The organism is Duganella sp. FT27W, assembly GCF_009295655.1.
Classification (GTDB): Bacteria; Pseudomonadota; Gammaproteobacteria; order Burkholderiales; family Burkholderiaceae_D; genus Rugamonas; species Rugamonas zoogloeoides.
This window is the reverse complement of the sequence record NZ_WHIV01000004.1, coordinates 1,057,041-1,075,913: the sequence shown is the minus strand read 5'-3', so window position 1 is coordinate 1,075,913 and position 18,873 is coordinate 1,057,041. Positions and strand designations below refer to the sequence as shown.

The 18,873-nt window shown below is 66.3% G+C and carries 17 protein-coding genes; 8 read left to right on the top strand and 9 right to left on the bottom strand.

The genetic code is table 11. The annotated features are described in order from the left end of the window. Positions 1-124 precede the first annotated feature (124 nt). Complete coding sequence (locus F8197_RS21800; protein WP_152883559.1) at positions 125-685, bottom strand: type 1 glutamine amidotransferase domain-containing protein; 561 nt, start codon at positions 683-685, stop codon at positions 125-127. A gap of 139 nt (positions 686-824) precedes the next feature. Between F8197_RS21800 and F8197_RS21795 the strand changes: the two genes are divergently transcribed. From F8197_RS21795 to F8197_RS21785, 3 genes are all read left to right on the top strand, one after another. Next, on the top strand, positions 825-1,550 hold the full coding sequence (locus F8197_RS21795; RefSeq protein ID WP_227012341.1) for an ABC transporter substrate-binding protein: 726 nt from the start codon (positions 825-827) through the stop codon (positions 1,548-1,550). Positions 1,551-1,769: 219 nt separating this feature from the next. Beyond that, positions 1,770-2,384 carry an OmpW family protein gene (locus tag F8197_RS21790; protein ID WP_152883558.1) on the top strand — a complete coding sequence of 205 codons (615 nt, stop codon included), beginning with the start codon at positions 1,770-1,772 and terminating at the stop codon, positions 2,382-2,384. Between the two features lie 63 nt (positions 2,385-2,447). Then, a complete protein-coding gene (locus tag F8197_RS21785) occupies positions 2,448-2,903 on the top strand; it encodes a hypothetical protein (RefSeq protein ID WP_152883557.1) in 456 nt (151 codons plus the stop codon). A 1-nt stretch (position 2,904) separates the two neighbouring features. On the opposite strand, the gene F8197_RS21780 is transcribed toward F8197_RS21785, so the two are convergent. Continuing rightward, the gene (locus F8197_RS21780) at positions 2,905-4,518 is read right to left on the bottom strand and encodes a methyl-accepting chemotaxis protein (RefSeq protein WP_152883556.1); all 1,614 of its coding nucleotides are present in this window, start codon (positions 4,516-4,518) and stop codon (positions 2,905-2,907) included. A gap of 190 nt (positions 4,519-4,708) precedes the next feature. On the opposite strand from F8197_RS21780, the gene F8197_RS21775 reads away from it, so the two are divergent. Then, a complete protein-coding gene (locus F8197_RS21775) occupies positions 4,709-6,352 on the top strand; it encodes a M20/M25/M40 family metallo-hydrolase (protein WP_152883555.1) in 1,644 nt (547 codons plus the stop codon). On the opposite strand, the gene nudC is transcribed toward F8197_RS21775, so the two are convergent. Together nudC and F8197_RS28650 are read right to left on the bottom strand one after the other, a co-directional pair. Beyond that, entirely contained in the window at positions 6,349-7,164 is an 816-nt protein-coding gene (nudC, locus tag F8197_RS21770; protein ID WP_152883554.1) for an NAD(+) diphosphatase, read from the bottom strand. The two genes, F8197_RS21775 and nudC, sit on opposite strands and share 4 nt — an antisense overlap. A gap of 32 nt (positions 7,165-7,196) precedes the next feature. After that, entirely contained in the window at positions 7,197-7,349 is a 153-nt protein-coding gene (locus F8197_RS28650; RefSeq protein WP_193333511.1) for a hypothetical protein, read from the bottom strand. Here F8197_RS28650 and F8197_RS21765 point away from each other — a divergent pair. The 3 genes from F8197_RS21765 to F8197_RS21755 are packed head-to-tail and all read left to right on the top strand — an operon-like array spanning position 7,348 to position 12,587. Further along, positions 7,348-10,560 (top strand): methyltransferase domain-containing protein, encoded by a 3,213-nt coding sequence (locus F8197_RS21765; RefSeq protein WP_373996934.1) that lies wholly within the window; start codon positions 7,348-7,350, stop codon positions 10,558-10,560. The genes F8197_RS28650 and F8197_RS21765 overlap by 2 nt on opposite strands. A gap of 27 nt (positions 10,561-10,587) precedes the next feature. Continuing rightward, positions 10,588-11,481 (top strand): WxcM-like domain-containing protein, encoded by an 894-nt coding sequence (locus tag F8197_RS21760; protein WP_152883553.1) that lies wholly within the window; start codon positions 10,588-10,590, stop codon positions 11,479-11,481. Further along, a complete protein-coding gene (locus F8197_RS21755; RefSeq protein ID WP_152883552.1) occupies positions 11,478-12,587 on the top strand; it encodes a DegT/DnrJ/EryC1/StrS aminotransferase family protein in 1,110 nt (369 codons plus the stop codon). The genes F8197_RS21760 and F8197_RS21755 overlap by 4 nt, the downstream gene beginning before the upstream one ends. A 46-nt stretch (positions 12,588-12,633) precedes the next feature. Here the strand turns inward: F8197_RS21755 and F8197_RS21750 are convergent, their stop codons facing one another. Further along, on the bottom strand, positions 12,634-13,224 hold the full coding sequence (locus F8197_RS21750) for a GNAT family N-acetyltransferase (protein ID WP_152883551.1): 591 nt from the start codon (positions 13,222-13,224) through the stop codon (positions 12,634-12,636). Between the two features lie 112 nt (positions 13,225-13,336). Between F8197_RS21750 and F8197_RS21745 the strand changes: the two genes are divergently transcribed. Further along, positions 13,337-14,299: a glycosyltransferase family A protein gene (locus F8197_RS21745; RefSeq protein ID WP_152883550.1), complete on the top strand. Its 963-nt coding sequence runs from the start codon at positions 13,337-13,339 to the stop codon at positions 14,297-14,299. Positions 14,300-14,305: 6 nt separating this feature from the next. Here the strand turns inward: F8197_RS21745 and F8197_RS21740 are convergent, their stop codons facing one another. The 4 genes from F8197_RS21740 to F8197_RS21725 are packed head-to-tail and all read right to left on the bottom strand — an operon-like array spanning position 14,306 to position 18,811. Beyond that, positions 14,306-15,532 (bottom strand): acyl-CoA reductase, encoded by a 1,227-nt coding sequence (locus tag F8197_RS21740; protein ID WP_152883549.1) that lies wholly within the window; start codon positions 15,530-15,532, stop codon positions 14,306-14,308. Next, on the bottom strand, positions 15,529-16,656 hold the full coding sequence (locus tag F8197_RS21735; RefSeq protein ID WP_152883548.1) for an acyl-protein synthetase: 1,128 nt from the start codon (positions 16,654-16,656) through the stop codon (positions 15,529-15,531). Before F8197_RS21735 ends, F8197_RS21740 begins: the two co-directional genes overlap by 4 nt. Beyond that, complete coding sequence (locus F8197_RS21730) at positions 16,653-18,053, bottom strand: AMP-binding protein (RefSeq protein WP_152883547.1); 1,401 nt, start codon at positions 18,051-18,053, stop codon at positions 16,653-16,655. Before F8197_RS21730 ends, F8197_RS21735 begins: the two co-directional genes overlap by 4 nt. Further along, complete coding sequence (locus tag F8197_RS21725) at positions 18,050-18,811, bottom strand: SDR family NAD(P)-dependent oxidoreductase (protein WP_152883546.1); 762 nt, start codon at positions 18,809-18,811, stop codon at positions 18,050-18,052. Before F8197_RS21725 ends, F8197_RS21730 begins: the two co-directional genes overlap by 4 nt. Between the last annotated feature and the right edge of the window lie 62 nt (positions 18,812-18,873).

Here is an 18,873-nt window from a genome sequence, read left to right as displayed (position 1 = left end):
TTGCAATACCAGTCTACGTGTTACGGCTTGAGTTTAGCGCTCGTTTGCCAAGAAGTAAGCACGTTTTACGTCGCGCGGACGGGCTTGCAGATTTGCACCTTCGCTGCTGCGAAGGCGCCGTGTTTTATGCCGTCAGCAGTTGTTGCTGCAAGGCCTTATTGAAGGCCGGAATGTCGTCCGGCTTGCGGCTGGTAATGAGGTTGCCATCGACCACGACCTCGGCATCCTCCCACGCCGCGCCAGCGTTGCGCAGGTCGCCTTTCAGGCTGGGCCAGCTGGTCAGCTTGCGGCCGTCCACCAGGCCGGCGTCGATCAGGGTCCACGGACCGTGGCAGATCGAGGCGATCGGTTTGCCGGTGGCGCCGAAATCGCGGATGAAGCCGATCGACGGTTCCGACAGGCGCAGCGCGTCCGGGTTGGCCACGCCGCCCGGCAGCACCAGGGCGTCGTAGTCGCCGGCGTTGGCGTCTTTCACATCGCGTTCCACCGCGAACTGGCGCGACGCCGTCAGGTGCTCGAAGCCCTGCACCTGTTCGCCCTTGGCTTTCGGCGAAATCAGCGTCACCTCGGCGCCATGTTCCTCCAGGAACTGGCGTGGCTGCTCGTACTCGACCTGTTCGACGCCGTCGGTCATCAGGATGGCGATGCGCTTGCCGGACAAGCTGCCGTTATTGGGCGTATTCATGAAGTCCTCCGTGAGTGGGATAGGGCCTATCAAGATGCCACGCTCTACCCGCCACGCCTGTGCGGGGACGAACATTGCGGGCGCCTTGCGGCGCCTGGGCCGCTATAATCGCGGGATGTTCATGCTTCGTGGAAAAACCATGCCTGTACGCCTCCCCGCTCTGATGTCTGCCGCGCTGCTGGCCTGCGCGTTGCCGACGGCTGCGGCAGGCGAGCTGGTCATGGTTGCGCCGCAGGAATCGACCATGCCGGTGGCGCGCTACGAGCATGGCGCGCTGGCAGGCGGCATGCTCAAGGACGTCGGTGACGCGCTGGCGCAGCGCCTGGGTCGCCACGCGTCGTACGTCACCGCATCCAACAAGGACGTCAAGCCGCTGCTGTCCGACGGCCGCGCCGACTTGCTGTGCCACGTGATGCCGGCGTGGATCGACGGCGACTACCAGTGGACCTCGCCGCTGTTTCCCGATGCGGAAGTGATCGCCGGCCAGCGCGATGCAAAACCGCTCGCGTCGCTGAAAGACTTGCGCGACAAGCGCGTGGGTACGGTGGTCCACTACCGCTATACGCGCATCTCACAAGTGCTAGGGCCGCATTTCGTGCGCGTGGATGCGCCCACCATGGAGCTGAACCTGCAAGCGATGGTAAAAGGCACGGTGCCTTACACCATCCTCAGCGAAGCCACGCTGGCTTACCTGCGGCGCAATAACACCGCCCTCACGGTGCAAACGCAGCTGGTGTTCGCGGCCTTCAAGACCCACTGCGCGGTCTCGCGCAAGAGCCGGGTACCCTTCAGCGACATCAACAACGCGCTCGACGACATGGTGCGAGAAGGCATGATCGACCAGATCGTCGCCCGCTACCGCTAAGCCGGTCCGTTTTGACCTGGATCAAGGATTTTCATGCTCCTGATCAATACACTTCCTCCTGTTACTAAACGACCCGTAGAAATATGCCGTGTGGCATAGGGCGTACACCCCAAGCGGCAGATTATCGCCGTGGGCGGCGCCCACATACTCTGTCGCGCCGGCAGCAATGCACACGCATGCCGGCCAACCGAGAGCAGGTTACTTTTAAAGGAAGTGAAAATGAGCAAACTGATCGCCGCAGCAGCCGTACTGGCAACCCTGACATTGAATATTGGCGCCGCGACGGCGCAAGAGAGCCCCTGGCAAGTGCGCGCCCGCGCGGTGTACCTCGATCCGGCCGACAAGTCGGCGCCGGTAGCGGGCGTGGGCGCGTCGGACCGTATCACCGTGAGCGACAAGACCATTCCCGAAGTCGATATCTCGTACTTCTTCACGCCCAACTGGGCGGCCGAGCTGGTCCTCACCTATCCGCAAAAACACGATGTGTACCTTGACGGCGGCAAGATCGGCACGTTCAAGCACCTGCCGCCGTCGCTGCTGCTGCAATACCACTTCACCAACAGCACGCCGCTCAAGCCCTACCTGGGCGCCGGCATCAACTACACGCGCATCTCGAGCGTGAACCTGCTGGGCGGCGGCGCCGACCTGGAGAACGACAGCTTCGGCCTGGCGGTGCAGGCAGGCGTGGACTACCAGCTCAACAAGAACTGGTCGCTGAACTTCGATGTGAAAAAAGTACAAATCCGCAGCGACGTGTTCATCGGCGGCGCCAAGGCCAGCCGCGTGAAGGTCGATCCGGTGCTGGTCGGCGTGGGTGTCGGTTACCGCTTCTAAGACCACTGCGCGTGGGCGCTATAATGGGGCATCCCGTTTGCCGTCAAGAATGGAAACACGCCCATGCGCAAGACACTGATCCTCCTGATGCCGCTGCTGCTGACGGCCTGCGTCGATGATTCCGCCTCGTACTTCGTCGATGGCAAGGCCGGCAGCCACGCGCTGACCGTGCACCGCGCCCAAAAATACTTCTGGAGTAATGTCACCACGGTCGAGCTGATCATGCAGCGCCTGCCCGACTGCATGCGCCGTTTCGAACTGACCGACCTGCCGGCCGACGAAGTGGAAATCGAAGTGCTGTCCGGCGGCGACAACGTCTGGACCCTGCGCTCGGGCAGCGAACTGTGGCAGGTGGAATCACAGACCTGCACCATGTATCCCGACGTCAAGGGTGATGGAGGCGAACTGATCGGCGTGTTCCGCGACGACGGCAGCGGCAAGTTCGTGTTCGAGGAGGCGGTGCTGGAGCCGGTCCCGGTTCCGGTCCCTGTAACCCCAGCACCAGCACCGGCGCAATAAGCTAGCGGCTCAGGGCCACGCGCTGCGGTACCGGGCGCGTACGCTTTGCCACCACCGCACCACCCTCCCCACCCAGCCTGAACCGGCTCACCAGCTCCGCCAGGTTCCCCGCCTGCTCCTGCATGCTGCCGGCCGCAGCGGCGGCCTGCTCCACCAGCGCTGCATTTTGCTGCGTCACCGAATCCATCTCCGTGATCGCCATGTTGACGTGACCGATCCCCGTGCTCTGCTCGCTCGATGCGTCGGTGATCGCCGCCATGATCTGCGTGACCTTCGAGACGCTGGCCACCACCTGGTCCATCGTGGTGCCGGCCTCGGCTACCAGCGCGCTACCGGCGCTGATGCTGTCCACGGACGAGTTGATCAGTTCCTTGATCTCTTTTGCCGCCGCTGCCGACCGCTGCGCCAGGTTGCGCACTTCGGACGCCACCACCGCGAAACCACGGCCCTGCTCGCCGGCACGCGCCGCTTCCACTGCCGCGTTCAGGGCCAGGATATTGGTCTGGAAGGCGATACCGTCGATCACCGAGATGATATCGACGATGCGGGTGGCCGAGGCGTTGATGGTTTCCATGGTCTGCACCACCTGCGACACCACCTTGCCGCCCTGCGCCGCCACGCTCGAGGCCGACTGCACCAGGGTGTTGGCCTGCACCGCGTTGGCGGCGTTCTGGGTCACGGTGGAAGTCAGTTCTTCCATCGAGGCGGCCGTTTCTTCGAGCGAGCTGGCCTGCGACTCGGTGCGGGCCGACAAGTCCATATTGCCGCTGGCGATCTCGCTCGAGGCGGTGGCGATGGTGTCGGCGCTGCGGCGGATGTCGCCGATGGTGTCCGACAGCCGCCCTTGCATGGCTTTCATGGCAGCCAGGATGCTGTCCTGGTCGCCGGCGCCGGTGCGGATCTCGGCGCTCAGGTCGCCCTCGGCAATACGTCGCGCCACCTCGCCCACGTAGGCGGGGTCGCCGCCGATCGAGCGCCGCACGCTGCGGTTGACCACGCTGACGATGCCCCACAGCAGCGCGTACACGGCCAGCAGCAAGCCGCCCGACCTGGCCAGCGAGGCGCGGAAGGCGCTGTCGATGTCATCGGTGTACACGCCGGTGACCAGGTTCCACTCCCACGGCGCGTAGCGCTGCACGCGGCTGAGCTTGGGTACCGGCTCGGTCGTGCCTGGCCGGGTCCAGTAATAGTTGACGAAACCTGACCCTTCGGGCGAAGAACCGGCCGCCAGGATGTCGCGGTACAGGTAAGTGCCATGAGGGTCCTTGACGTCACCCACGTCCTTGCCGTCGGTCTCGGCCTTGAACGGATTCATCAGCGAAACCGTGCCACGGGTGATGGTGATGTAGCCATCCTTGCCGTAGCGCAGTCCCCGGATCAGTTCGAGCGCCTGCTTTTGCGCATCGTCCTTGCTCATGGCGCCGGACGCGGCCTTGTCACCGAATTGCTTGACGATGGAGAGGCCGGCGTCGTCGATATGGCGCAGCTCGTTCTTGCGTTCTTCGAAGCGCAGCTCACGCGTCTGGAAGGCGTGGACCACGAAGATCACGGTAATGCACAGCAGGCTGCACAGCAACGGCACCCACAGTTTTTGCTGGAACGACAGTTTGTTCATTGCAGGTCTCCTTTTTTGTTTCTTTAGAGAACAAGAATACAGAAATGGTTCCTGTGCAGCGGATAAATAAAGTGGCGGTGTTGTTTAAATGCGAGGCGGTTGAAAGCCATAAGAAAGGTTGATAGTAGGTGCACACAAGAAACAAAATCTGTCAGAATGGCGATAACCTATCTTAACAATTGTGCTTTTTATGAAACTCCTTCTGTCGGCGGCGCTGGTGGCCTTGTGCATTTCATCCAGCCTGGCAGCCACGCCTGCATCGCAGACCGTGCAGCCGTCGCCGGCAGCGCGCCGCGCCATCGACAGCGCCAGCTGGCTGGCCCATGTGACCACCTTGTCGTCCGACCGGTTCGAAGGCCGCGCCCCCGGTTCGCCCGGCGAAAAAACCACGACCGACTACCTGCAACAACAGTTCAGGCAACTGGGACTGGCGCCCGGCAACCCGGACGGCAGCTATGTGCAGGCGGTGCCGCTGGCCGCCATTTCCAGCTACCCCACGCTCAGCTACAGCATCGGCGGCAACTCTACCCAGCTCAAGTTCGGCGACGACTACGTGGCCTGGTCGGCGCGCCCGCAAAAAGAGATCGACGTCCATGGTTCCGAGCTGGTGTTCGTCGGCTACGGCATCCAGGCGCCGGCGTTGCGCTGGGACGACTACAAGGGGGGTATCGACCTCAAGGGCAAAACCCTGGTCATGCTGGCCGGCGATCCGCCCGGGGCGAAGGAGTTCGGCACGGGCGCAGGCAGCTACTACGGCCGCTGGGCCTACAAGTTCGAGATGGCGGCCCGGCTCGGTGCGGCCGGGGCGCTGCTCATCCACGATCCGAAGACGGCCGGCGCCTCGTACGAGGTGCTGCGCAACACCTGGACCAACGAAAATTTCTTCCTCGACAGCAAAGAGCCGAACCCGGACTTTCCGCTGGTGCCGGGCTGGTTGCAGCACGACCGCGCGCGGGCGCTGGTCAAGGCTGCCGGCTTCGACCTCGACAAGCTGACCAGGCAAGCCGGCAAGCGCGACTTCCACCCGGTGCCGCTGGGCGCCACGCTCAATTTCACGGAAGTCAACGCCTGGCGCACGGTTGCCACCAGCAACGTGGTGGCGCGCATCGAAGGGTCGGACCCGCAACTGAAGCACGAAGTGGTGTTGTACAGCGCGCACTGGGATCATTTCGGCCTCGACGACACCCTGCCCGGCCCGCGCGCGCAGCAAATCTTCCACGGCGCCCGCGATAACGCCGCTGGCGTGGCTGCGCTGCTCGAAATCGCCAAAGCGTACCAGGCGCTGCCGGTGGCGCCGAAACGCACCATCGTATTCCTGGCCACCACTGCCGAGGAACGCGGCCAGCTGGGCGCCCGCCACTACGCGCGCCAGCCGCTGTATCCGTTAAAAACCACGCTGGTGAACCTGAACATCCACGGCCTCAACGTCTGGGGCCGCACCAGCTCGGTCCTGCTGCGCGGCATGGGCAAGTCCAGCGCCGACGATGTAGTCGCTGCCGTGGCGCGCCGCCAGGGCCGCGCGCTGCGCCCGGAAGGCCCGCTCGAATTCGGCAACATCTACCGTGGCGACCAGTTCGAATTCGCCCGCGCCGGCGTGCCGGTGATCGCCCTGGGCGAGAGCGTGGACTACGTCGGCCGCCCGCCGGCCTGGGGCAAGGACAAGCTGATGCGCTACCACGCCCAGGTCTACCACACGGTGCACGACGTGGTGGACCCGAAATGGGATTTACGGGGCGCGGTGCAGGACATGAACCTGCTGTTCGAGGCGGGATACCAGTTCGCGCAGGGCAAGGAAGGCCCCGTGTGGCGCGAAAAGGCCGAATTCAAACGCTAACCGGGCTTGTGCGCCGCCAGCAACCTGGCCGCAATCGACACCACCACCGGCGACTCCGGCCATTCATCCCCCGGCCCGAACCACCGCGCATCCGCGATCTCGCTGTCATCGAGGCGGATTTCGCCCTCGAGGTAGTCGGCAGTAAACGCGATCATCAGCGAATGCGGGAACGGCCACGACTGGCTGGCGAAATATTGCAGGTTGTGTACCCGCAGCCCGACTTCCTCATACACCTCGCGGTGCACCGCTTCCTCGATCGATTCGCCGGCCTCGACGAAGCCGGCCAGCGCGGTATAGCGCTTGTACGGCGAATTGGTGTGCATCGCCAGCAACACCTGGTCGCCCTTGCGGATCAGGACCATCATGGCCGGCGAGATGCGCGGGTAGGCCATCATGCCGCAGTTCTGGCACTTGTAGCAGCGCTCACCCTGCAGCTGTGCCATCGGCGTCGCGCAGACGCCGCAATAGCGGTGCGTGCGCGCCCATTCGGCCAGCTGGAAGGCACGGCCGGCCAGTCCCAGGAAACCGTCATCGAGCACCCCGAACAGCGCGCGCAGGCCGTGGTAGCCGTGTTCCGCGTCCGGCGCCAGCGGCGCATCGAGCCAGGCCAGCTGGTAGTAAACGCCTTCCCACAAACCCAGCGCATGGATGCGTTCGGGGGCAATCGGCAACGCCGCAACGATGGCGGGCGCCGGCAAGCCCAGCGTGGCGTTGTTTAGCAACAACTCTCCGCGGTGGAAGACAAAGGTGCGCGGCGCGTCGGCCGCTTGCGGGCGGATCAGGGGTTCGAAGGTGGCGGGCGTAGACAGCATAAGGCGGGCTCGGTAACAGGCGGGGCCCCATCTTACCGCCTTTCAGATTTGCCCATCGCCATCCCCCGATCAGGCAGGGTTTTACATTGTTGCTTCACGGCCAAAATGTGACCATGTCCCTGCGGCGAAACGGTATGATAGGTGAACACTTGCGCCGTCTTTTTCTCCATCTGACCTGCCTTCATGACCACTCCTGCCCCTGCCACCCCCGCTTCCGTGACGAACACCCCCGCCAGTGCGCTGGACAATGTGATGGCGCTGGCGGCGCAAGGGCGGCTGGCGATCGCCGACCTGTTCGGCGCGGCGGCGGTACTGACCGAAAGCGGCCAGCCGCAGGTGGCCATCGCCCTGTACCACACCTGGATCGCCCACAGCGACACCAGGCTGATCTATGCAGCCTGCTTCAACCTGGCGGTGCTGCTGTCCCAGACCGGCGACGACGTGGGGGCCGAGGCAGCCTTGCGCCAAGCCATCGCCAACAATGCCAATTTTGTCGAGGCGCGCCTGAACCTGGGCAGCCTGCTCGAGCGCACCGGCCGTCCCGATGCGGCGCTGGCCATGTGGCAATCGATCCTCGATGACGGCCTGGTGCCGGACATCAAGACCACGCCCGCGCTGTACGTGCAAACCCTCAACAACCTGGGGCGCCTGCTGGAAATCCGCCGACGCTACCCGGAAGCGGAAGCAATGCTGGCGCGCAGCCTGCACGTCGATCCGCAGCAAGCCAACGTGATGACGCACTGGGTGCACCTGCGCCAGAAGCAGTGCGCCTGGCCCGTGTACAGCGGCCTCGAGCACATTTCGCAGGCCACCATGCTGGAGGGCACGTCGGCGCTGGCCATGCTCAGCGCGTCCGACGATCCGGCCATGCAGCTGGCAGCCGCGCGCCGCTTCGTGGTGGAAAAGGTCAACGCCGCCGTCGCCCCGCTGACCGGCGAACACGGCTACGACCACGCGCGCCTGCGCATCGGCTACCTGTCGTCGGACTTTTGCTCGCACGCGGTCTCGATCCTCACCGCCGAGCTGTACGAACTGCACGACCGCAACAAGGTCGAGGTCTATGCCTTCAGCTGGAGCCGAGAGGATGGCTCGCCGCTGCGGGCGCGCGTGGTCAAGGCCATGGACCATTACATCCGCATCGACCACCTGACCGACGAGCAGGCCGCACGCGCCATCCGCGCCCACGAAATCGACATCCTGGTGGACCTGCACGGCCTGACGCTGGGCGCACGGCCCAACATCCTGGCCTACCGGCCGGCGCCGGTGCAGATGACTTACCTGGGCTTCCCCGGCAGCACCGGCCTGCCCGGCATCGACTACGTGGTGGCGGACGAATTTTTGATCACGCCGGAAATGGCCGAGCATTTCAGCGAAAAGCCGCTGACCATGCCCGACGCATTCCAGATCAACGACCGCCAGCGCCCGATCGCGCCCACGCCCACGCGCGCCAGCGTCAACCTGCCTGAAGACGCTTTTGTATTCTGCTCGTTCAACAACAACTTCAAGTTCACCGAGGAGATGTTCGCCAGCTGGATGAACATCCTGCGCCGCGTACCGAACAGCGTGCTGTGGCTGGTGGCCGATTACCCCGAAGTGCGCGACAACCTGTGGCGCTACGCGGAACAAGCCGGCATCGACCGCCGGCGCCTGATCTTCAACAGCCGCGCGGTGCCGGCCGAGTACCTGGCGCGCTACCAGCTGGCCGACCTGTTCCTCGACACCTATCCGTTCAACGCCGGCACCACCGCCAGCGATGCCCTGTGGGCCGGCCTGCCGCTGATCACCCGCACCGGCCGCACCTTCTCGTCGCGCATGGCCGGCAGCCTGCTGCGCGCGGTGGACCTGCCGCAGCTGATCACCGACAACCTGGCCGACTACGAGGAACTGGCCGTGGCGCTGGCCCACGACCCGGCCCGCATCGCCGCCATGAAACGCCAGCTGGCCACCAACCGCCTCAACTGCGCGCTCTTCGACAGCCCGCGCTTCGTGCGCAACTTCGAGGCGGCCTTGCAGCGCGTGGCCAAGCCGGCCGCGCCGCGCCTGCCCGCACCGGCGCACGCCGTACGGCCCTCGCCGGCAACCGTGCCGGCAAGGCTGGACCAGATCCCGATCATCACCGTTTCGCACAATGCGCCGCAACAGATCGACACCTTGCTGGCCAGTGTGCGCCGCTTCCACAGCAACCGCGTGACCATCATCGACGGTTCCAACCCGGACGTCGCCGAGCGCATCCGTGCCATCGCCGCCCGGTACGACAATGTCGAGTTCATCGCTTTTGGCTACGACATCGGCCACGGCCCCGGCCTGGCCTGGGCCATCGAGCACCTGGGCCTGTCGGGCGAGGCGCTGCTGCTCGCCCCCGACGTGGAGCTGGTCAACGACGGCCTGCTGGCGGCATTGCACGCCGAGCTGGCGCCCGGCATGTATGGCGTGGGCGCCATCCACGCGGTCAACGAACTCGGTTATGCCCGCCCCGACGGCGCCTTGCGCTACCTGGATCCGGCCTGCCTGCTGGCCAACCTCGACGTGGTGCGCCAGTGGCCGCTGCCGATCAAGCACGGTGCGCCGCTGATCGCCGCCATGCTGGCCCTCGACCACGGCGGCAATCCGGACCTGATCAGGCACCTCGACTGGGTGCGTGCCGATCTCGCAGGCGGCGCCGGCGCCCACACGCCCCGCTTCCTGCAGCGCTCCGCAGCCGGTGCGGTAAAGCCGGTCCTGGCCCACCACTACGACCTGCCCGGCGCCGCCACCACGGTCAATGTCGATCTGCTGCAATTCGTGCCGGCAACGGCGCGCAAGCTGGTGGAAGTGGGCTGCGGCGACGGCACGTTCGCGCGCGCGTATCGCCAGCGCAACCCGGTCTGCAACATCACCGGCATCGAAGCGGAACCAGGCCCGGCCCAGGCTGCCCGCCAGCATTGCGACTTCGTGTTCCACGACCACATCGACACCACCGGTGCGGCCTTCTGGGACCACGTGCGCGGCGCCGACTGCTGGATTTTGGACCAGTCGCTCGAGCACATGGACGACCCGTGGCGCCTGCTGCAAAAAATCCGCACCAGCATCGCCCCCGGTGGCAAGATCGTTGCCACCATCAACAACTTCCAGCACTGGAGCACCCAGGCACGGCTGAACGCGGGCGACCTGCGCTACGGCGCCGATGGACTGGACAAGTCGCGCAAGCGGGTATTTACGCGCGGCACTGCGCTCGACCTGTTCCAGCAGGCGGGTTTCCAGGTCAGCGGCGGCAGCGCCCGCATCATCGACGAGCCGGCCCGTGAAAAGTACCTGGCGGCGATCCGCCTGATGGCCGGCGCGTCGGGCATCGATCCGGTACAGGCGGTGGAAGATGCGTTGCCGTGGCAGTACATCGTGACCGCTGTCGCGGCCTGAAGCACAACAACAATACAGGAGATCATCATGGCCCATTCTGACACTGCCCGCATCCACGACGGCGCCACCATTGCCGCCAGCGCCACCCTCGGCGACTTCGTGGTGGCCTACCCCGGCGCCGACGTCGGTGCAGATTGCCGCGTACGCGGTTTTACCCAGTTGTGGCCAGGCGTGCGCCTGGAAGCGGGCGCCGACCTCGGTCCCGGCGTGACCCTGGAGGCCCCGGAGTCGCTCGAATCGACGCAAGCCGGCGACAGCATCGTCATCGGCGCCCAGGCCCGCGTGGGCGCCGGCGCCCTGATCTCGCGCGGCGTGCGGCTGGGCCAGGGCGCGGTGATCGCGCCCGGCACGGTGGTGGCGCAGAGCGTGCCGCCGTACGCCATCGTCAGCGGCGCACCGGCGCGCGTGACCGGCTACACCCAGAACGTCAGCGGCTCGCCGGCGCTCGACTGGCACCGCCGCGTCAACGTCCCCGAAGAACCGTCGGTGGTGGCGTTGGAGGTTGCCGGTGTGACCGTGCACCGCTTCAAGTTCATGCACGACCCGCGCGGCGACCTGTCGGTGGGCGAGTTCGAACGCGAAATCCCGTTTACGCCAAAACGCTACTTCCTGGTGCTCAATGTACCCAGTGACAAGTCGCGCGGCGAGCACGCCCACCGCGAATGCCACCAGTTCCTGGTGTGCGTCAAGGGCAGTTGTGCCGTGGTGGCCGACGACCTCGAACAGCGCTGCGAGGTCCTTCTCGACTCGCCCGACATCGGCGTCTACCTGCCGCCGATGACCTGGGGCATCCAGTACAAATATTCGAGCGACGCCGTGCTGCTGGTATTCGCCTCCCATTACTACGCGGCCGACGACTACATCCGCGACTACGACGAATTCGTCGCCGCCAAGCGCGGCGCCGACCAGGAGACCACATGAACATTCCCTTCCTCGACCTCAAGGCCATCAACCTGAGCCAGCAGGACGACATTGAACAGGCCATGCGGCGCGTGCTGCATTCGGGCTGGTACATACTGGGGCAGGAGGTCGCCACGTTCGAGCAGGCGTTCGCCGCCTATTGCGGCACGCGCCACGCGATCGGCGTGGCCAACGGCCTCGACGCGATCTTCCTGCTGCTCAAGGCCTACGGCGTGGGGCCTGGCGACGAGGTCATCGTGCCAAGCAACACCTACATCGCCACCTGGCTCGCTGTAACGCACTGCGGCGCCACGCCGGTACCGGTCGAGCCGGTCGAGGGCACCTACAACCTCGACCCGGCGCGGGTGGCCGCCGCCATCACGCCGCGCACCCGCGCCATTGTCCCGGTACACCTGTACGGCCAGGCCGCCGACATGGACCCGCTGATGGCGCTGGCCGACCAACATGGCCTGAAAGTGATCGAGGATGCGGCCCAGGCGCACGGCGCGCGGTATCGCGGCCGCAAGGTCGGCGCGCTGGGCCACGCCGCCGCCTTCAGCTTCTACCCGGGCAAGAACCTCGGCGCGCTCGGTGACGGCGGCGCCATCACCACCGATGACGACGCGCTGGCACAGGCGCTGCGCACGCTGCGCAACTACGGTTCGCAAAAGAAATATCACAATGAAATAGCCGGCTACAATTCGCGGCTCGACGAGCTGCAGGCAGCGGTGCTGTCGGTCAAGCTGCCGGCGCTGGATCAGCAGAACGCCGCCCGCGCCGCCATCGCCGCCGTCTACAACGCGCAGCTGGCCGACGTGCCCGGCCTGCGCCTGCCGCAGGTGGCGCAGTGGGCCGAGTCGGCCTGGCACCTGTACGTGGTGCGCCACGCCCGCCGCGATGCGCTGGCCGAGCGCCTGGCCGCCGCCGGTATCGGCACGATGGTGCACTACCCGTTGCCACCGCACCTGCAGCCGGCCTACGCCCCGCTGGGCCTGGCCGAAGGCAGCCTGCCGATCGCCGAGGCCATCCACCGTGAAGTGCTGAGCCTGCCAATGGGCCCCACCATGACGGTGGCACAGGCGGCGGAGGTGGCAGCGGCGGTACGCGCCGCCGTCGCCGGCCTGTAACGCACGCCGGCCAGCGCCTGCCGGACGGTCGCTGCGGCCGGCGGGCCTAGCTGGCCTGATCCGGCGCTGCTGCGCGCTCGACCGTCACCGGCTGCGGCAGGAAGCGGCGGTAGCGCTGCTGCGCGGCGAGGATGTGCTCGTGACTGAGCTCGAAATGGTACGACGCCTCCGACTCGCGCACGCGGCGCGCGCCGAACAGGCGCTCGTGGAAGGCCCAGACGTTGCGGTTCTCGCGATTGACCTCGAAGTGCGAATCGCGAAACCCCAGGTGCCCGAGCGCGTAGTCGTAAATGATCAGCGCCGATTCCATGGCGGTATCGACAGCGGCGCCATCGACGATGATCCAGCTGCCCCATTCGAAGCTGGCGCCGCTGGCGTTATACAGCCGCACCGTGCCCAGAGGATTGAGGTCGCGGTCGCAGATGATGAAGTAGGCCTGGCCGCTGCCGCGCTGGTATTGCTCGATCCACGCGGCCTGGCGCGCGACATCGTCGGCCACCGGCGACAGGTAGGCGTTCTTTTTGGGATCGAGCCGCAGCGACAGGATGAAAGCGGCGTCGCCGGGCTCGACGTCGCGCAGGATCAGCTTGTTGCCGGTCAGGCGCGCAGCGGGATAAATCACGGGACTCGCTTGCATGGGTAACTCCTGTTCATACGGTGTCCGCTACTATAGCGCAGCGACAATTATAGTGGCGTCAAAGTTGGCGGCCATGTGATAATCGCCGTAAGTTTTTACAGTGAGAGCGTCGATGAAAATCACCACCGTCATTCCGGCCTATAAATCGAAATACCTGTTGGAACTGCTGGGGGCGCTAGCCCAGCAGACCGAGCCGGCCGACGAGGTGATTTTCTCCGACGACAGCCCGGACCAGAGCTTCACCGCCATGCTCGCCAACGAACAGCTGCGCGACATCGTGCGCAAGCTGAACATCACGGTGCTGCCCGGGCCGCGCCGTGGCGCCTACGCCAACTGGTCGCAGTGCATCAACGCCTATGGCGGCAAGACCGAGCTCGTGCACATTCTGTGCGACGACGACATCATCTATCCGCAGTTCTACGAGCGCCACCGCTGGGCCCATCGCCACGGCACGTTCAGCAGCACCGTCAGCCGCCGCTGGACCGCCAGCGAAGTGGGCCAGCCGTTGCTGGGCGGTCTGAATATACCGGACGAAATCGCCAACCACCCGCAGCGCCTGGTGCCGCTCGACAGCGGCGTGGTCTTTGCCACCACGGTGGGCTGGTCGCGCAACTGGTTCGGCGAGGTGTCCAACACGGTCATGCGCGCGGAAACGGCCAACCTGATCGTGCAGCGCGGCGTCGGTGGCATTTCGATGGCGGGACTGGAAGACCTCGGCGCACTGACGGTCGGCTCGATCGCCAACCCGCTGTGCTTTATCAACGAGCACCTCGGCTTCTTCCGCCAGAGCCCAAACCAGAACTCGGCCAACGGCAATTCGGCGGTGATGAAGTGCGCGATCATGTCCTACCTGGGCCTGGCGCTGACCGGCCACCGGCTGGGCAAGCTGTCGCGCGAGCAGATGCTGGCCACCATCGGCACGGTCGGCTCCAACGTGCTGCTGCACTATGCCAGCCAGCCCGACACGGCGGAGATCCGCGCGCGGCTGCCAGCGCTGATGGCCGGCGAACCCGATTCCGAAGAACCGTTCCTGGCCGCCTGGCGTGACTTCGTCACCGCCCACGGCCACTACTAAAAAACATCAACCGATGCTGATCTCGCGCATGAACACGCGCGGCAGGTCGTAGCCATCCCACACCGGACCGAAATCGAGCGCATGGCCGAAAGGCACCATGCGGTCGATGCCGGCCAGCGGCGCAGCGGTTACCAGCGCCCGCAATTCCTCACGCGTCACGCCGGTATACGACAGCGTCTGCACGGTGCGGTTGAGCAGCGGGCGCAGCGCGTCCAGGTCCGACAGCGCGCATTCGAAGAACAGGCCGGCGCCGCAATGGTGCTGCACGTGCAGCGCCGGTGCGGCCAGCCAGGTGCGCGCCAGGTCGTTGCTGGCGGCTGCCATGATCTGGCCGCCGTGCTCGATCGCCAGGCCGTCCTGCGCCAGCAGCTTGTTGACGTAGTCGATGTCGGCCAGCCGCGCGTGTTTGGCGGCGATCACTGCCTCCACACGCGGCCAGAAGTCGGCGGCGGCGGCGCGGCCCTCGGCGTCGCTGCCGAGCCATAACACCATGCGCGGTGACGAGCAGGCCATCTGGTCGAACCAGTAGGCGTCGTTGTAGAACGCCGTCGCCAGCGCCTCCTTGTCCTTGTCATCGCTGGCGAGCCAGCGCTGCGCGTGCAGCAGCGCCAGCGAATACTTGTTGCTGAAGGCAACCTCGCTGGCGGTCGGCGCCAGCGACACCGACCGGATCTGTTTCACCGTGTTGTCGCCGCCCCAGATCACCCGCACGTCGCACACGGCCGACAGGCGCGCGGTCACGCGGTCGTCGGGCGCGTAGCGCAGCAGCAGCGTGCGCGCCGCAATGGCCGCGTGCTCGGGCCTGGCCAGCAGGGTGCCGATGGCCTCGACCAGCACCTCGGCCTGCGGCGACGGCTTGCTCGACAGGCGGACAATGTTGGAATTGCCGCTGAGCAGGGACAGGAACCACGAATAGACGAAGATGGTATCGACATTGCCCGGCGCGATGTGGAAGGCGACGCCGCGCGGCACCAGCAGCGCGTCGCCACGGCGGCGCTCCAGGTCTTGCCGCAGCCGCTCCAGGTTGGCCTTGCGCATCCAGTAGCCCAGCGCCACCAGCTCCGGATAGGTACGGCTATGCGGCGAGCGCATCAGCACCGCCGACAGGCCATCGACCAGCGCCACCGCTTCGGGCGAAAACGGCGCCAGTGGCACGGTCCTGGCCAACTGTTCCGGCGTCGGTGCGTTGGCCAGCAATGCCTGGTAACCCGCTTGTTCTGCAATCACGTTCATGCTGCCTCCGCCGCGCTCGGGCGCGGGCTCTCGTGGGTATCGCTGCAGCCGCGTACTTCGGCGCGGGCCACGCGGCCGTGCACGCGCAGCGTGTGGCCGAGCCGGCCGCACGGGCAATCGTCGACGCCGAGCAGCTCGCCCACGTCCTCCGTCAGCAGGCTATGGCCCGGATAGCTGTGCGGCAGCACCGACAGCACCTGGATCAGGCCGCTCTGGCCCGGTGGCAGCACCTGCCAGGTGCGGGCATCGCGGATCAAGACGTCGGCGAACACCGGCGCATGCAATCGGCCGGCCTCGCACTCCATGAAGATCGAACCGACCTGCTCGACCATGCCATAAAAATTATGCACGCGGTCGATATGCAGGACCTCGCCCAGCGCCTGCTTGAATTCGTCGTTGCCGACCGCCTCGTCCTGCAGCTTCTTCCAGCCGCCGCTGTGGATCAGCACGGCGTTCTCGAAGTGCGGCGGATCGGGCAACGCGCGCAGCGCCTGCAGCAGGTATTTCCAGACCATGAAGGTGAAGCCAAACAGGAACACCTGCTTGCCCCGGTGGCGCTCGATGAAGGCGCGGATCGCCTCGACGTCGGGCGTCATGTCCTCGTCCCGCAGCGCGTAGGTGTGGTCGCGGCCGAAGTTCGACAGGCCGAGGATGCCCGCGCCGCGCGCCGAGAACGACTGCCGGTTCTTGATCACGCCGGGATGGTCGATCACCAGCATCGGCAGGCGCGCCTTGCCGAGGAATTGCTGGACGATGCGCACCAGCGCCCTGGTCTGGGCCTGCGCCGTATCGCGGTCGAGCACGATGCGCGACACCTGCTGCGACGTGGTGCCCGACGACGTCAGCACCTTGAACACCTGCTCCGGCGGCACCGAGCTGAGTTCGTAGCGCTTGAACAGCTGCACGGGGATGAACGGCAACTGTTCCAGCGCGTACTGGCGCCCCGGAACCTCGCCGCGCGCAGTCAGCAGCTGGTCGTACGGCGCGCAATGCCGGCGATGGTGCGCAGTGAGCGCGCTGAGGGCGGCAGCCATGCCGGCCGCCTTCTCGGCCTGCGCCACGCCATAAGGCGGCAACTCGAAATAGCTGCCGTCGGTAGCGCTGCTGGTGATATCGGTGTTCATCGGGTTTTCTCCGGGATGGGCGGCGCCAGCTGCTCGAGCAGCGCCGCGTATTGCAGCTTGCCGGCCGACGACAGCGGGAACGCGTCCACCGCCGCCACCCGCAGCGCCGAGTGGTGCAGGCGGTACCAGCCGGGCAGCACCGCCGCCAGCGCGCTGGCCTGTTCGGCGTCGCCGCGCAGCGCCACCACCATCAGGTCGTCGCGCCCGGTCACGGCCACTTCGTAGCCCCTGGCGCGCAACTGCATTTCCACTTCGTCGAGGCCGATGCGGTTGCCGAACACCTTGATGAAGCGGCTGCGCCGGCCGCGCACATAGTAATAGCCGTCGGCGTCGCGCTCGGCCAGGTCGCCGGTCAGCAGCACGCCTTTGTTGCCATCGGGCCGGGCCAGGTCGGCCGCGCATTCGGCATAGCCGAGCATGACGTTGGCGCCGCTGTAGCGCAGCTCGCCAACTATGCCGGCCGCCTCAATGACGGTACCGTCATCGTTCACCAGCTCCAGCGTGCCGCCGGGGATGGCGATGCCGATCGCGCCCGGCTTGTCGAGCAGCCGCTCGGGCGGCACGTAGGCGATGCGCGGTGCCGCCTCGGTCTGGCCGTACATGACGATAAAGCGCTGGCCGCGCGACTGCGCCAGCGTGGCGTACCATGCCACGTGCTGCTCGGCCAGGCGGCCGCCGGCCTGCGTCATGGTGCGCAAGGTCGGCAAATCCATGCGCTCGAAGCGTAACTGGCGCAGCAGCGTGTAGGTGGTGGGCACGCCGGCCAGGCTGGTGGCGCCGGCGGCACGGAAAAAGTCCCAGAAGCCGCGCCCGGTCACCGGTTCGGCCGTCAGCAGCACGGCCGCGCCGCGCGCCAGGTGGCTGTTGAGCACCGACATGCCATATGAATAATGGAAAGGCAGCGCCATGATCGGCCGCTCGTTCTCGTCAAGGTCCAGGTAGGTGGCGATCGACTCGGCGTTGGCCTGCAGGTTGCCCATGCTCAGGCGCACCAGCTTGGGGGCGCCGGTGCTGCCGGAGGTGGACAGCAGCAAAGCGACGTCGGGATGAACGTCGGTGGCAACGGCGCCACTGCGCGTCTGCCAGTTGCCTTCCGCGCCCCACACCCAGCCGATGCCGTAGTGGCGGTACAGCCGCTCGCGCAACTCGGGCGCCAACGTGCTGTCGATCAGCAGCGCCGGCTGGCCGCGCCGCAGCGCGCCAAGATAGCCGGCGACAGCGGCGACGCCGTTGTCGGCCTCGATGGCCACGACCGCGCGCGCCGATGGCGGCGCGTCGGCACGGGCGTAGACAGCGTCGGCCAACCGCGCCAGCGCGGCGTAGCTGACCGCGTCGGCGCCGGCCAGCAGCAGCGCCGGGCGCTCGCCGTGTCGTTCCAGTCCGGTAGCGAAGTTCAAACCAGCATCCCTCCGTCGACGCCGATGACCTGGCCCGTGACATAGGCGGCCATCGGGCTGGCCAGGAACAGCGCCACCTGCGCCACGTCGTCGGCGCTGCCGATGCGGCCCATGACGATGGCGGCCTGCTTCGCAGCGAGCTTGTCGGCGCCGACCGACTGCGTCAGCTCGGTGTCGATCAGGCCCGGCGCGATGGCGTTGACGCGGATCTGCTGCGGCCCCAGCTCCTTGGATAGCGAGGTGGTGATGCCGATCACGGCGGCCTTGCTGCCGGCGTAGGCCGACTGCCCGGCGTTGCCGCGCACGCCCATGATCGAGGTGATATTGATGATGCTGCCGCCGCCGTTGCGCGCCATCAGGCGGCTGGCGTATTGCGCGCAGTACAGCACGCCGAAGGCATTGGTCTGGAAGGTGCGCTCGACCTGGTCGGGCGTGACCATGCCGATCAGTGCGTCTTCCATCACGCCGGCATTGGCCACCAGCACGTCAAGGCGGCGGGCCTGCTTGAAGACTTGCTGGAAGGCATCGCGTACGCTGTCGGGGCGGCTGACATCAAGCAGCACGGTGTCGATGCGGGGTTCGGTGAGTCCTTCGGCCTGGAGCACGTCGAGGATGGCCTGGCGCGCCTGCGCCAGCGCTTCGGGATCGCGCCCGGACAGGAAGACATGCGCGCCGTGCCGGGCGTACAGGCGGGCGGTAGCAAAACCGATGCCGCGCGCAGCGCCGGTGATCAGGGCGACCTTGTGTTGCAGTAGCATCTATAACCTCGAAATTAGCTTGATCAGCTTAAAATGCAGCGTTGATATTTTACCGCAAGCCC

Coding starts and splice junctions, on each gene's coding strand:
- F8197_RS21800 (WP_152883559.1), bottom strand. CDS start 685: ATGAATACGCCCAATAACGGCAGCTTGTCCGGCAAGCGCATCGCCATC.
- F8197_RS21795 (WP_227012341.1), top strand. CDS start 825: ATGCCTGTACGCCTCCCCGCTCTGATGTCTGCCGCGCTGCTGGCCTGC.
- F8197_RS21790 (WP_152883558.1), top strand. CDS start 1,770: ATGAGCAAACTGATCGCCGCAGCAGCCGTACTGGCAACCCTGACATTG.
- F8197_RS21785 (WP_152883557.1), top strand. CDS start 2,448: ATGCGCAAGACACTGATCCTCCTGATGCCGCTGCTGCTGACGGCCTGC.
- F8197_RS21780 (WP_152883556.1), bottom strand. CDS start 4,518: ATGAACAAACTGTCGTTCCAGCAAAAACTGTGGGTGCCGTTGCTGTGC.
- F8197_RS21775 (WP_152883555.1), top strand. CDS start 4,709: ATGAAACTCCTTCTGTCGGCGGCGCTGGTGGCCTTGTGCATTTCATCC.
- nudC (WP_152883554.1), bottom strand. CDS start 7,164: ATGCTGTCTACGCCCGCCACCTTCGAACCCCTGATCCGCCCGCAAGCG.
- F8197_RS21765 (WP_373996934.1), top strand. CDS start 7,348: ATGACCACTCCTGCCCCTGCCACCCCCGCTTCCGTGACGAACACCCCC.
- F8197_RS28650 (WP_193333511.1), bottom strand. CDS start 7,349: ATGAAGGCAGGTCAGATGGAGAAAAAGACGGCGCAAGTGTTCACCTAT.
- F8197_RS21760 (WP_152883553.1), top strand. CDS start 10,588: ATGGCCCATTCTGACACTGCCCGCATCCACGACGGCGCCACCATTGCC.
- F8197_RS21755 (WP_152883552.1), top strand. CDS start 11,478: ATGAACATTCCCTTCCTCGACCTCAAGGCCATCAACCTGAGCCAGCAG.
- F8197_RS21750 (WP_152883551.1), bottom strand. CDS start 13,224: ATGCAAGCGAGTCCCGTGATTTATCCCGCTGCGCGCCTGACCGGCAAC.
- F8197_RS21745 (WP_152883550.1), top strand. CDS start 13,337: ATGAAAATCACCACCGTCATTCCGGCCTATAAATCGAAATACCTGTTG.
- F8197_RS21740 (WP_152883549.1), bottom strand. CDS start 15,532: ATGAACGTGATTGCAGAACAAGCGGGTTACCAGGCATTGCTGGCCAAC.
- F8197_RS21735 (WP_152883548.1), bottom strand. CDS start 16,656: ATGAACACCGATATCACCAGCAGCGCTACCGACGGCAGCTATTTCGAG.
- F8197_RS21725 (WP_152883546.1), bottom strand. CDS start 18,811: ATGCTACTGCAACACAAGGTCGCCCTGATCACCGGCGCTGCGCGCGGC.